At 33.2% G+C, this 20,278-nt stretch carries 20 protein-coding genes; 18 read left to right on the top strand and 2 right to left on the bottom strand.

Features of this window, described 5'->3' with window-relative positions; all coding sequences use genetic code 11:
- Positions 1-156 precede the first annotated feature (156 nt).
- From IE051_RS17655 to IE051_RS17575, 18 genes are all read left to right on the top strand, one after another.
- Positions 157-375: a sugar nucleotide-binding protein gene (locus tag IE051_RS17655; protein WP_189362746.1), complete on the top strand. Its 219-nt coding sequence runs from the start codon at positions 157-159 to the stop codon at positions 373-375.
- Between the two features lie 304 nt (positions 376-679).
- Positions 680-1,666, top strand: a complete 987-nt coding sequence (locus IE051_RS17650) for a polysaccharide deacetylase family protein (protein WP_189362745.1) — start codon at positions 680-682, stop codon at positions 1,664-1,666.
- A 50-nt stretch (positions 1,667-1,716) separates the two neighbouring features.
- Complete coding sequence (locus IE051_RS18645; protein ID WP_229796865.1) at positions 1,717-2,196, top strand: acyltransferase; 480 nt, start codon at positions 1,717-1,719, stop codon at positions 2,194-2,196.
- Positions 2,193-2,786 (top strand): acyltransferase, encoded by a 594-nt coding sequence (locus IE051_RS17640; RefSeq protein WP_189362744.1) that lies wholly within the window; start codon positions 2,193-2,195, stop codon positions 2,784-2,786. Before IE051_RS18645 ends, IE051_RS17640 begins: the two co-directional genes overlap by 4 nt.
- The gene (locus IE051_RS17635) at positions 2,783-4,228 is read left to right on the top strand and encodes a lipopolysaccharide biosynthesis protein (RefSeq protein ID WP_189362743.1); all 1,446 of its coding nucleotides are present in this window, start codon (positions 2,783-2,785) and stop codon (positions 4,226-4,228) included. Before IE051_RS17640 ends, IE051_RS17635 begins: the two co-directional genes overlap by 4 nt.
- A 3-nt stretch (positions 4,229-4,231) precedes the next feature.
- Positions 4,232-5,599 carry a hypothetical protein gene (locus tag IE051_RS17630; protein ID WP_189362742.1) on the top strand — a complete coding sequence of 456 codons (1,368 nt, stop codon included), beginning with the start codon at positions 4,232-4,234 and terminating at the stop codon, positions 5,597-5,599.
- 59 nt (positions 5,600-5,658) lie between these two features.
- Positions 5,659-6,747: a glycosyltransferase gene (locus tag IE051_RS17625; RefSeq protein WP_189362741.1), complete on the top strand. Its 1,089-nt coding sequence runs from the start codon at positions 5,659-5,661 to the stop codon at positions 6,745-6,747.
- On the top strand, positions 6,744-7,316 hold the full coding sequence (locus tag IE051_RS17620) for an acyltransferase (RefSeq protein ID WP_189362740.1): 573 nt from the start codon (positions 6,744-6,746) through the stop codon (positions 7,314-7,316). Before IE051_RS17625 ends, IE051_RS17620 begins: the two co-directional genes overlap by 4 nt.
- A 44-nt stretch (positions 7,317-7,360) precedes the next feature.
- Positions 7,361-8,506, top strand: a complete 1,146-nt coding sequence (locus IE051_RS17615) for a glycosyltransferase (RefSeq protein ID WP_189362739.1) — start codon at positions 7,361-7,363, stop codon at positions 8,504-8,506.
- A 125-nt stretch (positions 8,507-8,631) separates the two neighbouring features.
- The gene (locus tag IE051_RS18695; protein ID WP_262891398.1) at positions 8,632-8,760 is read left to right on the top strand and encodes a hypothetical protein; all 129 of its coding nucleotides are present in this window, start codon (positions 8,632-8,634) and stop codon (positions 8,758-8,760) included.
- A gap of 158 nt (positions 8,761-8,918) precedes the next feature.
- Positions 8,919-9,710 carry an FkbM family methyltransferase gene (locus IE051_RS17610; protein WP_189362738.1) on the top strand — a complete coding sequence of 264 codons (792 nt, stop codon included), beginning with the start codon at positions 8,919-8,921 and terminating at the stop codon, positions 9,708-9,710.
- A gap of 15 nt (positions 9,711-9,725) precedes the next feature.
- Entirely contained in the window at positions 9,726-10,277 is a 552-nt protein-coding gene (locus IE051_RS17605) for an LbetaH domain-containing protein (protein WP_189362737.1), read from the top strand.
- Positions 10,267-11,100 carry a glycosyltransferase family 2 protein gene (locus IE051_RS17600; protein ID WP_189362736.1) on the top strand — a complete coding sequence of 278 codons (834 nt, stop codon included), beginning with the start codon at positions 10,267-10,269 and terminating at the stop codon, positions 11,098-11,100. The genes IE051_RS17605 and IE051_RS17600 overlap by 11 nt, the downstream gene beginning before the upstream one ends.
- Positions 11,101-11,111: 11 nt before the next feature.
- Positions 11,112-11,852 (top strand): glycosyltransferase family 2 protein, encoded by a 741-nt coding sequence (locus IE051_RS17595; protein WP_189362735.1) that lies wholly within the window; start codon positions 11,112-11,114, stop codon positions 11,850-11,852.
- A 395-nt stretch (positions 11,853-12,247) separates the two neighbouring features.
- Positions 12,248-13,348: an MraY family glycosyltransferase gene (locus tag IE051_RS17590; protein ID WP_189362734.1), complete on the top strand. Its 1,101-nt coding sequence runs from the start codon at positions 12,248-12,250 to the stop codon at positions 13,346-13,348.
- 13 nt (positions 13,349-13,361) lie between these two features.
- Entirely contained in the window at positions 13,362-14,129 is a 768-nt protein-coding gene (locus IE051_RS17585) for a polysaccharide biosynthesis/export family protein (protein WP_189362733.1), read from the top strand.
- 6 nt (positions 14,130-14,135) lie between these two features.
- Positions 14,136-16,508 (top strand): GumC family protein, encoded by a 2,373-nt coding sequence (locus IE051_RS17580; protein WP_189362732.1) that lies wholly within the window; start codon positions 14,136-14,138, stop codon positions 16,506-16,508.
- Positions 16,509-16,774: 266 nt separating this feature from the next.
- Positions 16,775-17,710, top strand: a complete 936-nt coding sequence (locus IE051_RS17575) for a UDP-glucuronic acid decarboxylase family protein (protein WP_189362731.1) — start codon at positions 16,775-16,777, stop codon at positions 17,708-17,710.
- A gap of 355 nt (positions 17,711-18,065) precedes the next feature.
- Here IE051_RS17575 and IE051_RS17570 read toward each other — a convergent pair whose 3' ends face one another.
- Positions 18,066-18,830, bottom strand: a complete 765-nt coding sequence (locus tag IE051_RS17570) for an SDR family NAD(P)-dependent oxidoreductase (RefSeq protein WP_189362730.1) — start codon at positions 18,828-18,830, stop codon at positions 18,066-18,068.
- 125 nt (positions 18,831-18,955) lie between these two features.
- On the bottom strand, positions 18,956-20,242 hold the full coding sequence (locus IE051_RS17565) for an MFS transporter (RefSeq protein ID WP_189362729.1): 1,287 nt from the start codon (positions 20,240-20,242) through the stop codon (positions 18,956-18,958).
- Between the last annotated feature and the right edge of the window lie 36 nt (positions 20,243-20,278).

Raw genomic sequence — 20,278 nt, 5'->3', positions numbered from 1 at the left:
AACTATACAAACTTAGAAGCTGTAAAAAAATCATGTTCTTTAATAACAACCATGCATGAAATTGATCTCAGAAATAAAGAATTCATGTTTCAAATTCAATTCTAAATATTGTCGCAGTCATTTCACCTTCGCGATGATTTCAAATTTAAAAAAATAATGACAAACCTATTAATTACTGGATTAAAGGACCAATGTGGATCTAAAATCAAGGCATTGGCATCCAACTATGCCCAGTACAACTTTATTTTTATGGAGGTAGACACCTTAGATATTCGCAATCATCAGTCCGAGGCTGATTTCATTGCCCTGAATAATATAAACGTCATTATTAGTTGTCCAGCCCAAACCAATGTAGATAAAGCTGAAACTCATTAAAAACAGCCAATATTCATCCCCTTCCAAATGCCCCTTTTATGCAGTTCTTAATAAAAAGTCAATTGTTACAATTATTGCGGAGCCCACTATTAGAGGGATTACTTATTGAATTGCTTGCTGAATATAAGAACAGTTTGCTTCATAACAAGAAGCTAATATTAATATTATATTTTTGTATAAAATTAAAGTATAAAAAACAGCATTAGTCACTAGAGTTATTGAGAAAGATGACACTTAGGAAAAAGAATTATTAATTATTTTGAGTAAGCGTTATATTCTAAATAGAAAATATAAAAAGTTATAAATGATAAAGAGTATACTTAAAAAAACATTTCTATTTTTTCGAGGAGATATTTTATTAAAAAAAACAAATAAAACTCCTAGAGTTATATTTTGGCATGGCGTAGATAATAATCCAGATCCACTAATTGAGGCTGAAAGTATTGATAAAAAAGCATTTATAAAGCAGTTAAACTATTTGGAAAAAAATTATTCTATTATCGGAATAGATGATTTCCATTTAAGGTATAAGAATAACAAATTCATTGGCGATGAAATTTTGCTTACATTTGATGATGGTTATAGGAATAACTTAACAGTATTAGCTCCCATTTTAAAAGAACGCAATATTCCTTATACGGTGTTTATTTCTACAAAAAACATATCTGAAGGAAAATTATTTCCAACATCAATACTAAGACTAGTAATTTATGGATCTTCAATAACTAACGTATCAATTCCTTTTTTAAATATCAACCTTTCCATTAATAAAAGTGATGACGAAAAGAAAAAGACATATGCCATAATAAATGAGTTTATTAAAGAATCTAGCTTAAAAGATGTTGAAATAATTTGCAGCCAGTTGATTAATAATATTCCTGAAAATGAATGGGATATGCTAGTAAATAAATATAACTCTGTAAAACCGCTTACTTGGGATGAAATCAGAGAAATTCAAAAAACGGGTTGTACCATTGGCTCGCATTGTATAGATCACATATGCTGTCATGACAATCAGAATAAGGAAGAAGTAAAAAATCAAATAGTAGAAAGTAAAAAAACAATTGAAAAGGAATTGCAAATAGATTGTAACTACTTTGCTTTTCCCAATGGTGATTACACGGATTATGCAAAAGAATGTGTTAGAGATGCCGGCTATAAAATGGGGTTTTCTACAAAGCGGGTTAGATTTAATTACCAAGATAATGAGCAATTAGCTATCCCACGTTTTAGTATGCCATTTAATTTTGATACGTTTAAAATTACATTAAATCTTTATCCAAAAAACTAATACTGAATAGTACTGTGTTTAGAAAAGTTTTAAAACTTCCTCGCTATTTATTGATTCAGACCAAATTGTACTTTCTTTGGTTGTTATTCAAAATAGCAAAGAATTGGGTTATCTTAAATAGAATTCACGTAAGTGTAAGACCTAATATATGGAAGCTTACTGGTTGTAATATTGGAAAAAATGTTAGTATTGGTTACGATGTCTATTATGATGTTACAAATGCTTCTTATATCACTATAGAAGAAGGGGCATGGATTACAAGTAGATGCCTAATTCTTTGTCATCAAAGAGATTTATCAAATTATTATGAAGGCTCCGATATTAATAAGATGGATTATATTAAACGTCCGGTACTAATTAAGAAAGGAGCACATATTGGTATGGGAAGCATAATTATGCCAGGGGTAATAATAGGTGAAGGTGCTATTATTGGAGCAGGATCTATTGTAACTAAGGATATTCCAGCTTGGACTATTGCGATTGGAAGCCCTGCTAGAGTTGTAAAAGTAATTAGAGAAAAGGTTACATGAATATATTGAGTCTATATCACAAAAGAATTTCTGTTTTTAATAGGTTAAGAGGTTTATTTTTTCAAATTTTTATTCAAGGAAAAGGGCACAATAATTTACAGTTATCCCGCAATGTAGAAATTTGGGGAACCCTACACCTCGGTAAAAACGTATATCTAGGTAGCAATGTTAAGATTTATAAAAAAAACACGATTTCTGATAATGTACACATAGGCGATAATGTTGAGTTGCGCTGCAATGGTGGAAATAGTATCCTAATTGGAAAAAATTGTACCATTAACCGGGGAAGTTTAATAATGGGCACCGTACAAATTGGCAATAACTGTCTCATTGCGCCATTATGCGTCATTGTAGGGTCAAATCACAATTTTAATGATGTTACAACTTTAATTAATGAACAAGGCATTTCTAGCAAAGGAATAAAAATAGGTGATAATGTATGGCTTGGTGCTCAAGTTACAGTTGTAGATGGAGTATGTATTGGAGATAATACAATTATCGGAGCAGGATCTGTAGTAACAAAAAACATTCCTGCAAACTCAATTGCCGTAGGTAATCCATGTAAAGTGATTAAATCTAGGCACGCATGAGTTTAAGGCTGAAAACTATTCAGGGTGTACTTTGGAATGGTTTAGAAATTTTTGGAGGTAAAATTGTTCAAATTTTAATAACAATAATTCTTGCCAGAATTTTAGCTCCAGAGGATTTTGGTATTATTGGCTTACTAGTTATTTTTACTGAACTCTCAAAGGTGATTTTAGATAGTGGTTTCTCCCAAGCCCTGATAAGAAAACAAGATGCAAATCAAAAAGATTTTACATCTGTTTTTTATTTTAATATCATTGTAGGGGTTATTTTATATATCTTTTTGTATTTCTCAGCTCCTTTTATTAGTGAATTTTATAATTTTCCAGAGCTCAAAAAAATATCTAGAGTCATATTTTTTACAATTTTTATAAATTCATTTGGTATCGTTCAAAATGCAAAAATAGTGCAGGCTGTTAATTTCAAAATTTTGGCGAGCAGAACTATTATTGCAAATATATTCTCTGGAGTCATTGCCATTTATCTTGCCTATATAGGTTTTGGTGTTTGGGCTTTAGTCTGGCAAATGGTTATTGCCTCATTCCTTCGTGTAACATTACTTTGGTATTTTTCCAAATGGTTACCCTCTTTTAATTTTGACTTTGAACCCGTGAAAAAGCTCTTTCCTTTTAGTCGTAATTTATTACTATCAGGTCTTTTTGATGTTATTGCTTCAAATATACAAACACTCCTGATTGGAAAGTTTTATACCAAAACAGATTTAGGCTATTATAGCCAAGCTAAATTATTAGCCGGTATCCCTTCCCAAACTTTAACTCAAGTCATTAGAAATGTAACCTACCCTACCTTATCAATTTTACAAGATCAACAGGCACAGTTAAAAGAAGCCTATAGAAAAGTTATTAAAATTGCTGTTTTTGCCGTTTTTCCCGTGATGCTAGGTTTGATGGCCACAGGAAAGAATTTAATCCCTCTTGTTTTAGGTGAAAAGTGGATACCGGCTATACCCTACTTCATGGTTTTATGTGCAGCTGGCGCAATTTTTCCATTGTATTCAATAAATCAAAATATTTTTTTGGTAAAAGGAAAAAGTAAATTATACTTAAATGTAAGTATATCAAAACGATTAATAACTCTAACAGCAATTTTTATTACACTTCAAATAAGTGTCTTAGCAATGGTATTAGGCCATCTTGTAGCTACTATTATAAACACTTTGATAACAATGCATTTTTCAGGTAAAATTATAAGTTATTCTTTAAAAGAACAGATTAATGATGTGTTAGGTGTCATCTTAATTTCTATGGTTATGGCAGGAGTTATGTTTTATTTAGACGATGTGTTTAGCTCATACTCGAACATAATAATGCTAATAATCCAAACCATTTTAGGAACAATTGTTTTTTTTATAGTGGCATTTTTATTTCGCCTCTCTATGCTATCTGATATTAAGGATATTATGAGAAACCTTTTTAATAATAAGTAAATTATGAATCAAGGTCTAGTCTCTATTTATATACTTTGTCTGACTCTCTATTTTTTAATTGTTGTACAGGATTTTGACACAGCAATAATTTTTGGTGTTGGTTGTTTTTTTATTTTTATATCAGGTATTCTAACATTAAGAAAGACTGATGGCAAAAGAAAATCAGTTGAAATTTATACTGCTGGATTCATTTTGTCCTCCTTTTTTATTTTTTTAAATTATCTCCACTTTTATGATTTTTCAACCTCAAATTTAAGTCTAGGAAAAGATGCCCTCTTATATCATGAACTAGCTTCTGAAATTAGTAATACTCAAAGCTTAGAAAATATAAGTATTAACTTTATAGGATATCCTTTATTATTGGCAATTCTATACTTTTTATTTGGTGAAAATTTCATCTTAGGATTATTACTTAATTTATGGATGTTTTCGTTGTCTTTAATTTATATCCGTAAGCTAGCTATTCTGGTTTTTTATCGAAATTATAAAAAAGAAAAACTTGCAAATTATGCTATGCTACTTTTTTTGCTTGTTCCTTATATTGTTAGAAATAGCACTCTCTTAATAAAGGATTCTCTTATTGTATTTTCGTTCTTATTAATTTTTGTGAAAATCATCCAATTCAAATATTTTGATTTTAATAAATATGATTTTTTGAAAATTATTATAGGGTTTCTATTAATAGGTTTTCTTCGTGCTCCATATCTTTTTTTAATACCTATTATATTTCTTACCATAGTTGGAGTATCCAATTTTAAAAATATAATTCTGATTAGTATTTCTCTTGTTATTACTGGAGCGATATTAATTATTTCATTTCAATATAGTACTCATGAATTAAATACAGAAACTCTAACAGAAAACTATGTTCTTAGAGACGGGAATGCTAAAAATGAAGGCAGTTCAACAGTGTATAGCCTAATTGGTGGAGACTATAAAAACAAAGGAATAACGGAAAAGTTAAAATTATTACCAATTACTACTGCTATGCAAGTGCTACTGCCATTTCCTTTTACAGCTTCGAGCGAAACGGAAACCCCGCCAATATACATTTATTCAGTGAAAATGAATTTCATATGGTATTTTGTTTTTATTCTGATTGTCTTTTATTTCGTTTTTTTAAGAAAAAAACACAAAAATAAATTACTAAATAAAACAATGGTTTTAGGCGCCATATTCTATTTAATACCCGCATTTACAGAAGGAGGTATTACTCCCAGATATGCTACACCGTTTATTCCAATTATGTTGGTGGGAGCATCATACTCCTTATTTATGATAAGATCTTTCAGTTTGTATTCTAAAAAATTATCGTTTCTCATAATACCTCCAGTTCTTACTATTTTACTTTTTTTACTTCTAAAAGGTTGAATGATTTAAAATGTTTATTTTTAAAAATTCAATTGTTACTAATGATTTAAATATTCTCAATGAATATATTATTTATAAATAATGCTGGTTTTTTGCGTGATAATGGTTCAGTTTTTATGACAAGAACTACGGGGGTATTTGCTAATCAGGTAGAAAAACAATTAAACCAAAAAATTAATTTTTTTCAATTTGTAGAAGATGGTCAAGTTTCTTCAGGGATTAATGATTATCAAATTAATAATGATCAAATCAAAACTGTTTTCTTTCGAAAAGGCAATAAAAAGATGTTTTCTTACATCTCAGTATTTTTAAAAATACTTTTTTTTAAGCATGAGGCTAAACTCACGTATATATTCTTCCCGGGAAATGTCTCCACCTTATTTGCTTGGAAATGCTTTTTATTTAATAAACCTTATGGATTATATATAAGAGGCGAGTATAATAAAGCTTTATCTAAACCACTGATAAGAAAAGCAAAGTTTGTTAATACTGTCGGCTTGGTATTTAAAAAAGACATCGATAAAATTAATTCAAATTGTCACCTAATAAAACCTATGGTTTTATATGATTTTACTAAACCACTGTCACATACGTTTCTAAAAAAAAGAAAAGAGATTTTATTTGTTGGTAGAATTGAAACGGATAAAGGAATTTGGGAAATACTTGAAGCAGCAAAAACCTTAATTAAGGTGTTGCCAGATTATCAAATTAGATTAATAGGTTCAGGTAATGATGCCTCTAAAGTAGAGGATTTCATAAAACAAAATAATTTAAATAATGTGATATTACATGGTCCAGTCTATGACCCTATAAAACTAAAGGTTTTTTATTTAAACGCCACCCTATTTTTATTTCCTTCATATCATGAAGGGTTTCCTAGGGTTATTTATGAAGCATTATATTTTAAGCTTCCCGTAATAACGACATTTGTTGGCAACATTTCGGGCATAATGGAAAATAAAATTAATTGTCTTAAAATTGAAACTAAATCTGCCCAATCAATTGTTAAGCAAGTTGAAAGGCTAGCAAACGATAAATCATTACAACAAGAGTTAATAAAAAATGGCGATTTAACATTACATCAAATTTTTAATTCTGATATAAAGTCACATAGTGAATTATTTACATCTCAATTTTTAAGTTTATGAAAAAACTTTGGAACGGTAAATTAACGGGGATCATTGGCGCCCTCTTTATTTTATTTGATATAATCTATAACCGTATTTTTAATTACTTATTTTTCATAATTCATAAAGGAAACCTGAATACAGTTGGTAAAGGCACTTTATTTTATAGAAATTTGATTTATCGTTTCCCGAAGACGATAAATTTAGGAGAAAATTGTATAATCAATCGCAATGTAACTTTCGGTACAGAATTAGAGGATGCCAAACTTAAAATAGGGAACAATGTTTCAATAAGCACTGATGTTTCTATTGACTATACTGGGAATCTAGAAATTTCAAACCATGTTACCATTTCTAAATGTGTTAGCATTTTTACTCATGATCATGGACTAGATCCAAGAAGCATGCCTCAGCGAAAACCTTTAACTATTGGTGAAAATGTATGGATAGGAAGCCATGCTGTGATTCTTCACAATGTAGACTTCATTGGGGATAATTCAATAATTGCCGCTGGATCAATAGTAACTAAAAATATAGAATCGAAAAGCATTGTTGGAGGTAATCCTGCTAAATTTATTAAAGCTATATAAGAATAGATTAATTTACACGGACAAGCCAAAGAAAATTAGTTTCAATGAAAATTTCCCACATCATATCGTCGATTGATAATGCCTCAGGTGGTCCATCAAGAAGTGTTACGCATACTATCCAGGCCATCCTAAAACAAGAGGATACTTTAAAAATTGATTTGAACACCTTAATTAGTGAAAACCCAATAATCAAAAAATTTGATTCTAAAAATGGTCAACTCAATTTTCACAACCAAGAGCTTCTAGGTTTTTCCAAAACATTGCAACAAGAATTAAATAATATCAATACTGATATTTTTCATGGTCATGGATTGTGGCAGTATCCCGTGCATCAAATGGCTCAAATTGCAAGGCAAAGGAATATCCCATATATCATTACCCCAAGAGGTATGCTTGATGTCTGGTCCATTAAGCATAAAGGCTTTAAAAAAAAGTTAGCTTTGAAACTATTTCAAGATAAGGACTTAAGGAAGGCCACTATTATTCATGCAACGTCAAAACAAGAAGCTTTAAACATTAGATCTTTGGGTTATAAAAATCCTGTTGCCATAATTCCAAATGGCATTCCCTTAAAAAAACTCGAGTTTACAAAAAAAACTATTTCTAATGAAAAAAAAATGCTATTTCTATCAAGAATAGTTAAAAACAAAGGCGTAGAAGAATTAATCGAGGCGTGGAGTATGCTCAACGATGAAGTGACAAAGCACTGGACATTAGAAATTGTTGGAAATGGTCAAGATATTTATATTAAAAAATTAAGAAACATTATAAAATTAAAAAAACTACAGCATCAAATTGTTATAAGTGAGCCCATTTTTGGGGCGGAAAAAATGAAAAAATTCCAAGAAGCCAATTTGTTTGTACTCCCTTCATACTCTGAGAATTTTGGTATTGTAGTCGCAGAAGCATTAGCCTGCGGTGCACCTGTTATTACTACCAAAGGAACTCCATGGGAAGAATTAAACTCACATCAAGCTGGTTGGTGGATTGAAATTGGTGTTGAACCATTAAAAAAAACACTAGAAACAGCGATGCAAACCAATGAATCTGAATTGATATCTATGGGGGTAAATGGCAGAAAACTGATTGAAAACAAATATAGTATGGAGACCGTGGCAAAGCAGATGCTAGCATTATATCAGTGGATCCTGGCCAAAAACAATAAACCTGATTTTATTGATATAATATGAACAAAGTAGACCTATCAAATTATCAAAATCCATTAAATTAGCAAGTTTGATTATAGAACATAATATGGACTATTTTTGCGCGTCCTTTACCAAGGCGAACAGGAAATGCTTGGAAACTATATTTATTGCGTCTATTTGACGCTCAAATTCATAATACCGCTGTGGAGTATTCTTCAGTAAACGTCTATATGCCCTGGCATGTAGAAATGCAGGAATATGCCTGTTTGGCTCCAGAGGTAGATACAAACCAATGAATCTGAATTGATTACTATGGGGAAAAATAGTAGAAAACTGATTGAAAATAAATACAGTATGAAAGCTGTTGCAAAAGATATGATTACCTTATATAAACGTATTTTAAAGGAAGGTGAAAAACCAAAATTTGTTTCAATTTAAATATATACCGCTAAAAATGATAAAAACATTTCTACATAATATAATATTAAAACTTACCAAAATATTTTACGGTAGTAGAATTGTAAGTAAACCATATATAAATGATAACACGAGATTGTTTTATGAAATTTCACAGCATTTGAACTTTCTTTTTCAAGGAAAAATTAAATACGAAAATAACCTTCAACAGAAAATTAAAGGCTTTATAAATAGAGGGGATGTTGTCTTTGATATTGGAGGTAATATTGGACAATATGCCTTGATGTTTAGCGAATTAGTTGGAAATAAGGGGAAAGTATTTTCTTTTGAACCCGATTATAAAAATTTTAGTTTTTTACAATTCAATACTAATATTAATAAAAAGAAGAATTTATTTTGTCTAAATAACGGTATAGGTGCTGAAGAAGGTATCTTAGAATTTTACCGAGACAGCGAAACAGGTGGCAGAATGGGGTCTTTTAAAAGAGAGTTTGTTAAAAAAAGATATAAAGGATTTAAAGAACAAGTTGAAATAATTAAATGTGACTCACTGATTAATAAATACGGGATACCAAATTTTGTAAAAATAGATGTTGAGGGTTTTGAATATGAAGTACTAAAAGGTTTAAAAAGTGTATTAAAAGAAACGATATTTTTTATTGAAGTACGTGAAGAAACAAAAGAAAAAGTATTTCAGTATTTCAAACATAAGAATTACACATGCTACTGGATTGACTTTGAAAATAAATTGATAAAAAAAAACCAAGAAATACCAGGTTTTGCTAATTTAATTTTTTTTCCACCAAACAAAACAATAGAGTTTAATTAAATTTATCAAATTGATTTGAACAAAATAGACTTATCAAATTATAAAAATAGAATAAGCCGCGAAAACCAATTGAAACGCCTGGTTTGGAATATAATTTGGGCCATTTTTGCGCGCCCTCTGCCAAGGCGTTTAGGAAATGCTTGGAAATTATTTTTATTACGTTTATTTGGAGCTCAAATGCATAATACGTCTGTAGTATACTCAACAGCAAGGGTTTATATGCCTTGGCACTTAGAAATGCATGAATATTCATGTCTGGCTCCAGAAGTAGACTGCTATAATGTTGATAAAATTACCATAGGCGCACATGCTACCGTATCTCAAAAAACATTTTTATGTGCGGCATCTCATGATATTAGCAAAAAGGACTATCCGCTAATTACAGCGCCTATTGTTATAAAAAACCAAGCATGGATTGGTGCAGGCGCCTTTATTGGCATGGGAGTAACTATAGGAGAAGGTGCCGTGGTTGGCGCGACGACCTCAGTTTACAAAAATGTAGATCCTTGGACGATTGTTGGCGGAAACCCTGCTAAATTTATAAAAAAAAGAAATATTGAATACTAATACTAAAATACCCATAACTGTCATCGTTTCAGTGAAAAACGAGGAATTAAATCTACCCTACTGTTTAGAAAAATTACACCCTTTTTCAGAAGTCATTGTTGTAGATTCTCAAAGTACGGATAGAACACCAACCATTGTAAAGGAATTTGATTTTAAGTTGGTTGACTTTAGGTGGAATGGCCAGTTTCCTAAAAAAAGAAATTGGGCATTACAAAATGTTAATATAAAGCATAACTGGGTTTTATTCTTAGATGCTGATGAATTTGTCACTGAATCGTTTCTAGATGAAATACAAGACACTATTAACAGCACGAAACACTCTGGTTTTTGGATATTTTATAACAATTATTTTTTAGGAAAGGAACAAAAATATGGTCTTAAAATGAGAAAGCTAGCGCTTTTTAAAAAAGATGCAGGGTTGTTTGAAAAAATAGAAGAAGATTCTTGGAGTCATTTAGATATGGAAGTTCATGAACATCCTGAGATTTCCGGTTCTGTTGGAAACATAAAAAACACTATTATTCACAAGGATTTTAAAAGTCTAGAACATTATATATCAAGGCATAATGCGTATTCAACTTGGGAAGCTAAGCGTTATATGTTTAACAAGGTAAATGGCTTTAGCAATTTAACTTTTAGACAAAAGCTTAAATACAATCTTTTGTCTTCGGGAATGTTGCCTTTAATTTATTTTATTGGAACTTTTATTTTTAAACTGGGTATTTTAGATGGCATGTCAGGTTACTATTTTGCTAAATACAAAGCCCATTATTTTTTTCAAATTCAAACCAAAATTAAAGAATTAAACAAAATCAAATTATAATGTCTACTTTGATGAAAATATCTATTATTACGGCGACTTATAATAGTTTAAAAACATTGCCGGATGTGCTTCAATCCATCATGTCACAAAAGTATGACCCTATTGAATGGATAGTAATTGATGGGGGTTCAACAGACGGTACAATTGATTTTATAAAACAGCATCAGGATAAAATTTCTCGCTGGGTTTCAGAAGATGATGCTGGTATTTATGATGCATTAAATAAAGGTATTCGTTATGCAACTGGGGATGTTATTGGTTTTCTGCATTCCGATGACATTTTTGCATCTTATAATGTTTTTAATGCTATGTCCTCAATTTTTAAGAATACAAAGGTTGATGGCGTTTATGGGGATTTACAGTATATCAACCAAAGTAATACCAAAATTATTCGGCATTGGGAAAGTTGTGACTTTCAACCAAAATTATTGAAACAGGGTTGGATGCCACCACATCCGACGTTGTTTCTAAGAAAGTCTGTCTATCAGAAATATGGCCATTTCGATTTATCCTATAGTATTGCCGCTGATTATGATTTCATGCTCAGAATATTAAAAGATGAAACTTTAACTTTTGTTTATTTACCAGAAGTTATAACGAAAATGCGATTTGGAGGAGCAAGTAATAAAAGTATCAAAAACATTATTCAAAAAACAAAAGAAGATTATAGAGCAATCACCTCAAATAAGGTTGGTAATATGTTTTCCATTTTCAGAAAAAACACATCAAAAATTAAACAGTTTTTTAATTAACCAAGTGTTTTCAGAGTTAAATAATCATTTTTAAGCAGGCTTTCCATAGTCTAATTTTAATTTTATGAAGTACTTCTTGGCCTAAATCACCAACTTGCTCAGCATCATGGGGCGCTAAATATTAAACTACAGCATCATTTTGGTAATTCTAACTACCTATCAGATAAGCAATATCGGAAAGAATAAAAACTTAACACCGGCATACATGCACGTTCTTTTGTCCTTTTTCATTTCGGGGCCTAATTGCACATACTCAAAACAAACCTAATATGGCCATAGAAAGCTAATATTGGTCGTGTAACGAATATCCCAATAAAGCTTGATGAAATACCCCTTGAATAAATTCAAAAAATTCTATATTTGCAGCAAAATCGAACAAACTGTTATTACAATTTATGTCAGAAGCCATACTTTCTAATTTACCATTCGTTTCATTATTAATCGTTGTTTGTTCCTTTTCTTTGGTATACTATTTAATTCCCAAGATTATTTTCATGGTAAATCACCATGATTTAAACGAAATTCCAGGGGAACGCAGTGCCCACGTTAAAGCCACACCCACTATGGGTGGATTGGCCTTTTTTGTGGTCTTGATGGTCAATATGTTTTTATTAAAGCATATGGACTTAGAACAGATGGGCCTGAACCTGACGGCGGCGCTAACCCTTATTTTTGTCATTGGTCTCAAGGATGATTTGGCAGTGTCTACCCCGAGGGCGCGGCTATTGATTGAGATTTTAGCACTATTTATCATACTAATGCACCCCACCTACCATAGCACCTCATTTGACGGATTTTTAGGCTTCAAGCAGGTCCCTACATGGCTTTTAGATGGCATCCATATTATTATTGCCCTCACCATCATTAATGCGTATAATCTTATTGATGGGGTGGACGGTTTAGCTTCTGCCTTGGGCATTAGCATGTTTAGCATGTTGGGTTTTGTGTTTTTCTCTATGGGGCTGAACTTTTATTGGCTCCTCTGTTTAGGCCTAATTTTTATGCTCCTCGCTTTTATGCGATATAATTTTTCGCACTGGCAAAAGATTTTTATGGGAGACACGGGGTCCTTAATTATTGGCTTTTGCATTGCCGTTCTGAGTTTAAAATTTTTAACTATAGAAACGACCGCTTTTTCTGAATTTAGGTTTAAAATTGAAAACAGACTATTTATCATTGCGGCTATTGTGGTGGTGCCTCTTTTTGATATGTTACGGGTTATTGGGATACGACTACTTAACCGTCAAAGCCCCTTTATAGCGGATAGAAACCACATTCATCATGTTTTACTCGATTTGGGATGGGCACATTATAAAATAGCCTTACTTTTAGGGGTCTTAAATTATAGCCTAGCCATTGGTATCATTTTCTTATCGGTCCACTTCAATTCTTTTCAAATGACCCTTGCTTTGCTGGTAATATTAGTGTTATTTTTTATGATCTTTCATCGCTTGAAATTGCGAAGCCTTAAAAAGCATGAACTCAAAACCTTATAAATTTTCTATTCACATGAAAACCAAACGCATAGCACTCTTTACCCTAATTGGTGTTTTATTATTGATAAGCAACTGTGCTTCATCAAAAAAAATAGAATACTTCCAGGAGGTGGAAGGGCAGGTAATAAGCGATAGTATCTCCGCCTTTGCTGCGCAAATTAAAACTGGTGATTTATTGTATATTAACGTAACAGCAACCAATGCGGAAGCGGCTATACCCTTCAATTTATATGAAACGCCGATACTTAGTAATGCTGTGGCTAATGCAAGGCCAATAGCTTACCTAGTGGATGATGATGGGCGTATAAATTTTCCTGTTTTAGGAAAATTAGACATCGCGGGCTTAACCACAAAACAATTAACTAAAGTGTTGGAAGACCATCTTATCGAATATATTACTGATCCGACTATAAATATTAGATTTGCGAATTTTAGAGTGTCCGTTTTGGGTGAGGTAAAAACCCCGGGGGCTTACCCCGTGTCTAACGAGCGTCTCTCTGTGATTGAAGCCATTAGTTTAGCCGGTGATTTAACCATTTATGGTAAACGGGAAAGCGTCCTGCTTATAAGAATAGAAAACGGCAAAAAGGAGTTTATCACTTTAGACTTAACGAATAAGAAAGTATTTGATTCCCCTTATTATAATTTAAAGCAGAATGATGTGATCTATGTCCCGCCCAATAAAACGCGTGTTAACTCCTCAGCGATTGGTCCAAATACAGGGGTTATCATATCGTCCATATCGTTACTGATAGCCTTAATGGCCATCATCATAAAATAAATGAAAATGCAGCAAAACGAAAAACCCTCCGATTTTATATTTGTTGAAGAAGAGAGCACCAATATTAGGCACGAGATTGAAAAATACTTACACTACTGGAAATGGTTTGCCTTGGCCTTAGTTATAGCGGTTCTTGGTGCTTATATTAAGTTACGGTATACTCCAAACACCTATGAGGTCTCCACCACCATATTAATTGATGACGACTCCAGTGGGGGATTGTCTTCGCAATTGGCAGTATTAGAAGATTTAGGAGCTCTGAGTGGGAGTACAAAAAACATTGAAAATGAGATGGGCATCCTTAAGTCTCGAAGTTTAATGTCGCGTGTTGTGCGCAAACTAGAACTTAATGTGTCGTATTTTTTAGAAGGACATGTACGCCACGGCGAAGTGTATAAAGAAGAGCTTCCTTTTAAAACCGCTTTTTTCATAAAAGACTCGACCTTTTTTAAACGGGATTCCACTTTTACCCTACAAATACTTTCAGATACTCATTATAAATTAACGGATTTTGAGGGTAAATTCAGTAGCACCCATGCTTTTGGTAAAAATGTGCACACTCAATATGGAGAAATCACCATTACTCCAAAGGATATAACACCCAATGATATAAATGCCACATACTTTGTAAATACAGCGCCTTTAAAAGCGGTTGCTGAAGCCTACAGAAATAACCTTAAGGTCGAGCTATTATCTGACTGGGCCAGTATTTTAGTATTGAAATTAAAGGGCCCTATCAAACTTAAAGCAGAAGCTATTTTAAACGAATTGGTTCGACAATACAATAAGGATGGCGTAGAATATAAAAGTTTAGTAGGTAATAATACGGACGTCTTTATAAACGAACGTTTGGCTCTGATAGAAACGGAATTGGAAAAAGTAGATAAGAGCGCCGAAACGTTTAAAACCAAAAATAAGTTGAGTGATATGCCTGCTGAGGCCAAGTTAATTTTAACAACCAACTCTCAGTTAGAAAAACAAATCATTGATTTAAACACCCAATTAAAATTGGTGGACTACGTCATGGCACATATGGATGTGAGTGCAAACGCCTTAATTCCAGAGAATTTAGGCATTAACTCTGGAGAAGTCAATACCAACAGTACTCGCTATAATGAAATTCTTTTAGAGCGCAGCCGCATTGCCAATAGTTCAGGGAAAAATAACCCCGTTTTAAATAATCTAGACGCGCAATTGGGGCAGATACGTGCGAGTATTGCTCAAGGCTTGACCAATTTAAAATCACGACTAGTTATTGCCCTAGAAGAAGCTCAATCACAGGAGCAAAAAATAAATGCCAGAATTACCTCAGCACCTAAAAAAGAACGGGAATATAGAGACATACAACGCCAACAGCAAATTATAGAAACCCTCTACCTGTTTTTATTGCAAAAACGCGAAGAGAATGCCATTTCTTTAGCGGTCACGGTACCTAATGCAAAGCTTATTGATACGGCCGATGGCAGTGATGTAGCCATAAGCCCATCACGAAAAAGGTTTTATGTCATCGCCATAATTTTGGGGTTTGTCATACCGTTTATGATTCTATATCTGATGTTTTTGCTCGATAATAAGATACATAATCCTAAAGAATTAGAGGCCGTTGTGAAAGCCCCTTTTATAGGTGATATACCTAAAACAATACATGAAAACAGAATACTGGTAAAAGAAGATAGGGGAGCTTTGGCTGAAGCCTTTAGAGTCTTACGTACCACTATGAATTTTATGCTGGGTCATACCATAAATAATCCCTCAAAAACAGTTTATATTACCTCGACGGTTCCTGGGGAAGGCAAAACCTTTGTGGCTATTAATCTGGCCACCGTATTAGCTATGTCTAATAAGAAAGTCCTCCTTATTGGTGCCGATATACGCAAGCCCAAAGTAGCTGAATATTTAAATATGCCTTCTGCAAAAATAGGACTGACAATGTTTTTAAACGATACAAGCATCGAAATTCCTGATATTATTGAGCGTGCTAGTTCAGGGGGGTTTGATGTGATTCAGTCAGGAATAGTCCCTCCAAATCCTTCAGAATTACTCATGAATGGCCGCTTTGATACGATTTTAGACTATGGCAAGGCCCATTACGACTATGTGATTGTAGACACCGCACCGGTGAACATGGTAACGGATACGGTGCAAATAGCCTCCAAAGCAGATATGTTTTTATACATAGTACGCGCCAATTATTTAGATAAGCGCCTGCTAGAGATTCCAAAAAAACTATATAACGAAAATCGTTTACCCAATATGGCTATGGTCATGAATGATACCGATAGCAAAAAAGGTTATGGTTATGGTTATGGTTATGGTTATGGTTATGGTTATGGTGAGCAGCAAGCAAAACGCTCTTGGCTTAACCCATTTAAGCGTTAGTTGATTATTGAATAATCGAAATATAAAAAAATAACATTAAGTTTGTTTTTTTGTACGGTATATAGAAAATGTATTGTGAAATTTGAAGTTGCTTAAGCTAAACGTTTGTTTCCATTTATCTGAATTTCAGTAGCGCGTTCTTAAAATGTAAATGCTGAACAAAAAATTTAGATAAAATGTCGTCATCCTAGATTTTTTGGTTCGCATTTTTATCAATGAAAAAAATAAACAGGCTATTGCCTTATAAATAAAAAAAAAGTTTACAAATGAAAAGAATATTAGTGACTGGAGGCGCAGGTTTTGTAGGCTCCCATTTATGTGAACGCCTACTAAAAGAAGGCAATGAAGTTATTTGTTTAGATAATTTTTTTACGGGGTCTAAAAAAAACATTGTCCACCTAATGGACAATCCCTATTTTGAGTTGGTACGGCATGATGTGACCCACCCCTATTTTGCCGAGGTTGATGAAATTTATAATCTGGCTTGTCCCGCCTCCCCTGTACACTATCAGCACAACCCAATAAAGACCATTAAAACCTCAGTTTTAGGGGCTGTGAATATGCTAGGACTAGCCAAACGTATAGGTGCCAAAATATTACAGGCCAGTACTAGTGAAGTTTATGGTGACCCTAAGGTACACCCGCAAACAGAAGACTACTGGGGGCATGTAAATCCCATTGGTATTCGCTCCTGTTATGATGAAGGCAAGCGCTGTGCGGAGACCTTATTTATGGATTATCATATCTCTAATAATGTGGCCATAAAAATAATCCGCATTTTTAATACCTATGGGCCTAATATGAACCCTAACGATGGTCGCGTGGTCTCCAATTTCATCATGCAAGCCTTACGTGGTGAAGACATTACTATTTTTGGTGATGGCTTACAAACCCGATCGTTTCAATATGTAGATGACTTAGTGGAAGGTATGATTCGCATGATGAACTCTAAACCAGATTTTTTAGGTCCGGTGAACCTCGGGAATCCTAATGAATTTACCATGTTAGAATTGGCTGAATCCATTATTAAATTAACGGGTTCAAGTTCTAAATTAAAATTTATGCCACTTCCTCAGGATGATCCCAAGCAGCGTCAACCCGATATTAGTTTAGCCAAAGCCCAATTGAATGGCTGGCAACCCAACATTCAACTGGAAGCAGGTCTAGTAAAAACCATTGCCTATTTTAAGATGCACTTATAAGCTATTGGCTGATTGGAATAATAGTACTTATTTGTAGGAGATTGCTTCACTGCGTTCTCAATGACGATTAAATTCCTGGGGTGCTTCTCTATATATACAATGACGAACACGTCATGACGAGGGAGGCACGACTGAAGTCATCTGACTAATTGCAGTTACTTTCATGAGATTGCTTCACTGCGTTCGCAATGACGGGTAAATTATAAGGTTGTATATCTGCGTTCGCAATAACAAACATCAAACCGCGATAAAAACAAATAAAAAAAGCCTTTCCAAAATAAATTGGAAAGGCTTTTTTGGTACTTCGCTGTAAACTATAAAAACGTGTTCAACTTACTTAGAAGTCCTTTATTTATTAGATACCTAAACCTTGACCACCTGTTACTTGAATGGTTTCAGCAGTAAGGAAAGACGCATCATCACTTGCTAAAAATGACACTACAGAAGCTACATTTTCAGGTTGTCCTAAACGTCCCAATAGAATATTGTTTTTCCAAGATGCAAAAACTTCAGGTTTTGTTGATTTGATTTGTTTATGGAAATCAGTATCAATAGTTCCTGGAGATACTGCATTTACACGAATACCATATTCAGCTAAATCTTTAGCTAAAGCTCTTGTAATGGCGTGAACGGCAGCTTTTGATGTACCATACACCCCTGCTCCAGGTCCTCCTGCATTCCAACCTGCAATAGAGGTATAGTTAATAATTGATGCATTTTCACCTTTCTTAAGGAATGGTATAGCTGCTCTAGATGCAAAAAATGTAGAATCTAAATTTAATGCCATAACGAATCTGTAAAATTCAGTAGTCATTTCTTCAAATCTAGATCTTCCGCCTAAACCTCCTGCGTTATTTACTAAAAGGTCAATCTTACCATATTTTTCACCAATTTTATTGATGTTAGAAGTTACAGCCTCTTCATTAGTTACATCAAAACCATAATATTCTGCTGTGATACCTTCTGCAGTTAGCTCTGCTACACGCTGTGCACCGGCTTCATCTTCTATACCGTTTAAAACAACAGTATAACCATCTGTTCCTAATCTTTTAGCTACTTGAAAACCAATTCCACCTGTTGCGCCAGTAATAACTGCAACTTTTCCATTTGAATTACTCATATTTGACAATTTTAATTTTAATATTAATACTAATTTTATATTTGTGTTAGATGGGTTTCTTATTTAGAGAGTTTTTATTAATAATCAACCCATCTCATCACTTTTCAGTGAAACACCTTTTAATTTTATTCTACAGATTTAATATTCTTTGCAAAGAAATAAATAGCTCCAACACCTAGAGGTACAAATACCGCAATGGCGATAAATATAGGCGTGTATGAAAATTTCTTAACAATTATTGGCACTAAAAAGTTCATCACGATTACTGAGAACACGCCAATCATACCTCCTAATCCTGCTAATGATCCTACAGATTTTCCACTGAAAAAGTCACTTGGAAGGGTTTGCACATTACTAATAGCAAATTGGAATCCAAAAAGAACGACAAAAACAATAGCAACAAATTTCTCAGCCGTATCCCCCATTAATACCGTAGCAATAAGACCAATTAACATGATAATTCCACCAATAAAAATAGTAGTCTTTCTGCCTTTATTTATAGAGTTTGTCTTTGCAATAATTTTTCCGGACACATAACCTCCTGCAATACTACCTATGGCAGCACCCACATATGGTACCCATAAAAACATACCAACTTCCTTCACGTTGAATCCGTACACATCAAATAAGTATATTGGCATCCAACCTACAAACAACCACCAAATAGGTTCTAAAAAGAATCGTCCGATAACCACAGCCCAAGATTCTTTAAACGATAGAATTTCCTTTAATGTTTTTCCTTTAGTCTCCTCCGTAGCATCTTGATCAGCTTTACTTTGACCTTCAAGGATGTACTTTTGTTCTTCTTCCGTAATCCAAGGGTGCTTCTTTGGTCCTGCTTTGTTAATTAATAACCATGGAATAATCCATAAAACACCAAAGGTACCAATGACCATAAAGGTAACGCGCCATCCAAAAGCCACAAATAAAGCAGCAATAAGTGGAGGTGCGACTACTGAGCCTATAGAGGCTCCAGCATTAAATAAACCTTGTGCAATAGCACGTTCCGTAATAGGAAACCATTCGGCATTACTTTTTACCCCTCCAGGCCAGTTTCCAGCCTCAGAAAGTCCTAATGTACTTCTAAAAAATCCTATAGATAATAAACCTGATACCGTGGAGTGCATAAAAGAAGATATACCCCAAACACCAATACTAATCACATAACCTATTCTTGTCCCTACTTTATCAAAAAGTTTACCAGAAAAAAGTTGTCCTAAAGCATAGGCCACCATAAAAATGTTCAATATTAATGCGTAATCATCTTTAGTTAATTGTAATGAATGCGCAATAGTGCCTTCCTTATCAATACCGCCCCACATAATACCGAGCGCACTTCTATCAATGTAATTTATAACTGTGGCCAAAAATATTAGCCCAATTATTGCCCATCTTAATCCTTTTATTTTCATATTTAGTTTATTTGTTATTAAGTCTCTTTTAAATTT

Source organism: Algibacter mikhailovii (assembly GCF_014651495.1).
In the GTDB taxonomy this organism is placed as follows: Bacteria; Bacteroidota; Bacteroidia; order Flavobacteriales; family Flavobacteriaceae; genus Algibacter_E; species Algibacter_E mikhailovii.
Note: the sequence above shows the minus strand (reverse complement) of the source record. Positions and strands in the feature narration are given on the sequence as shown.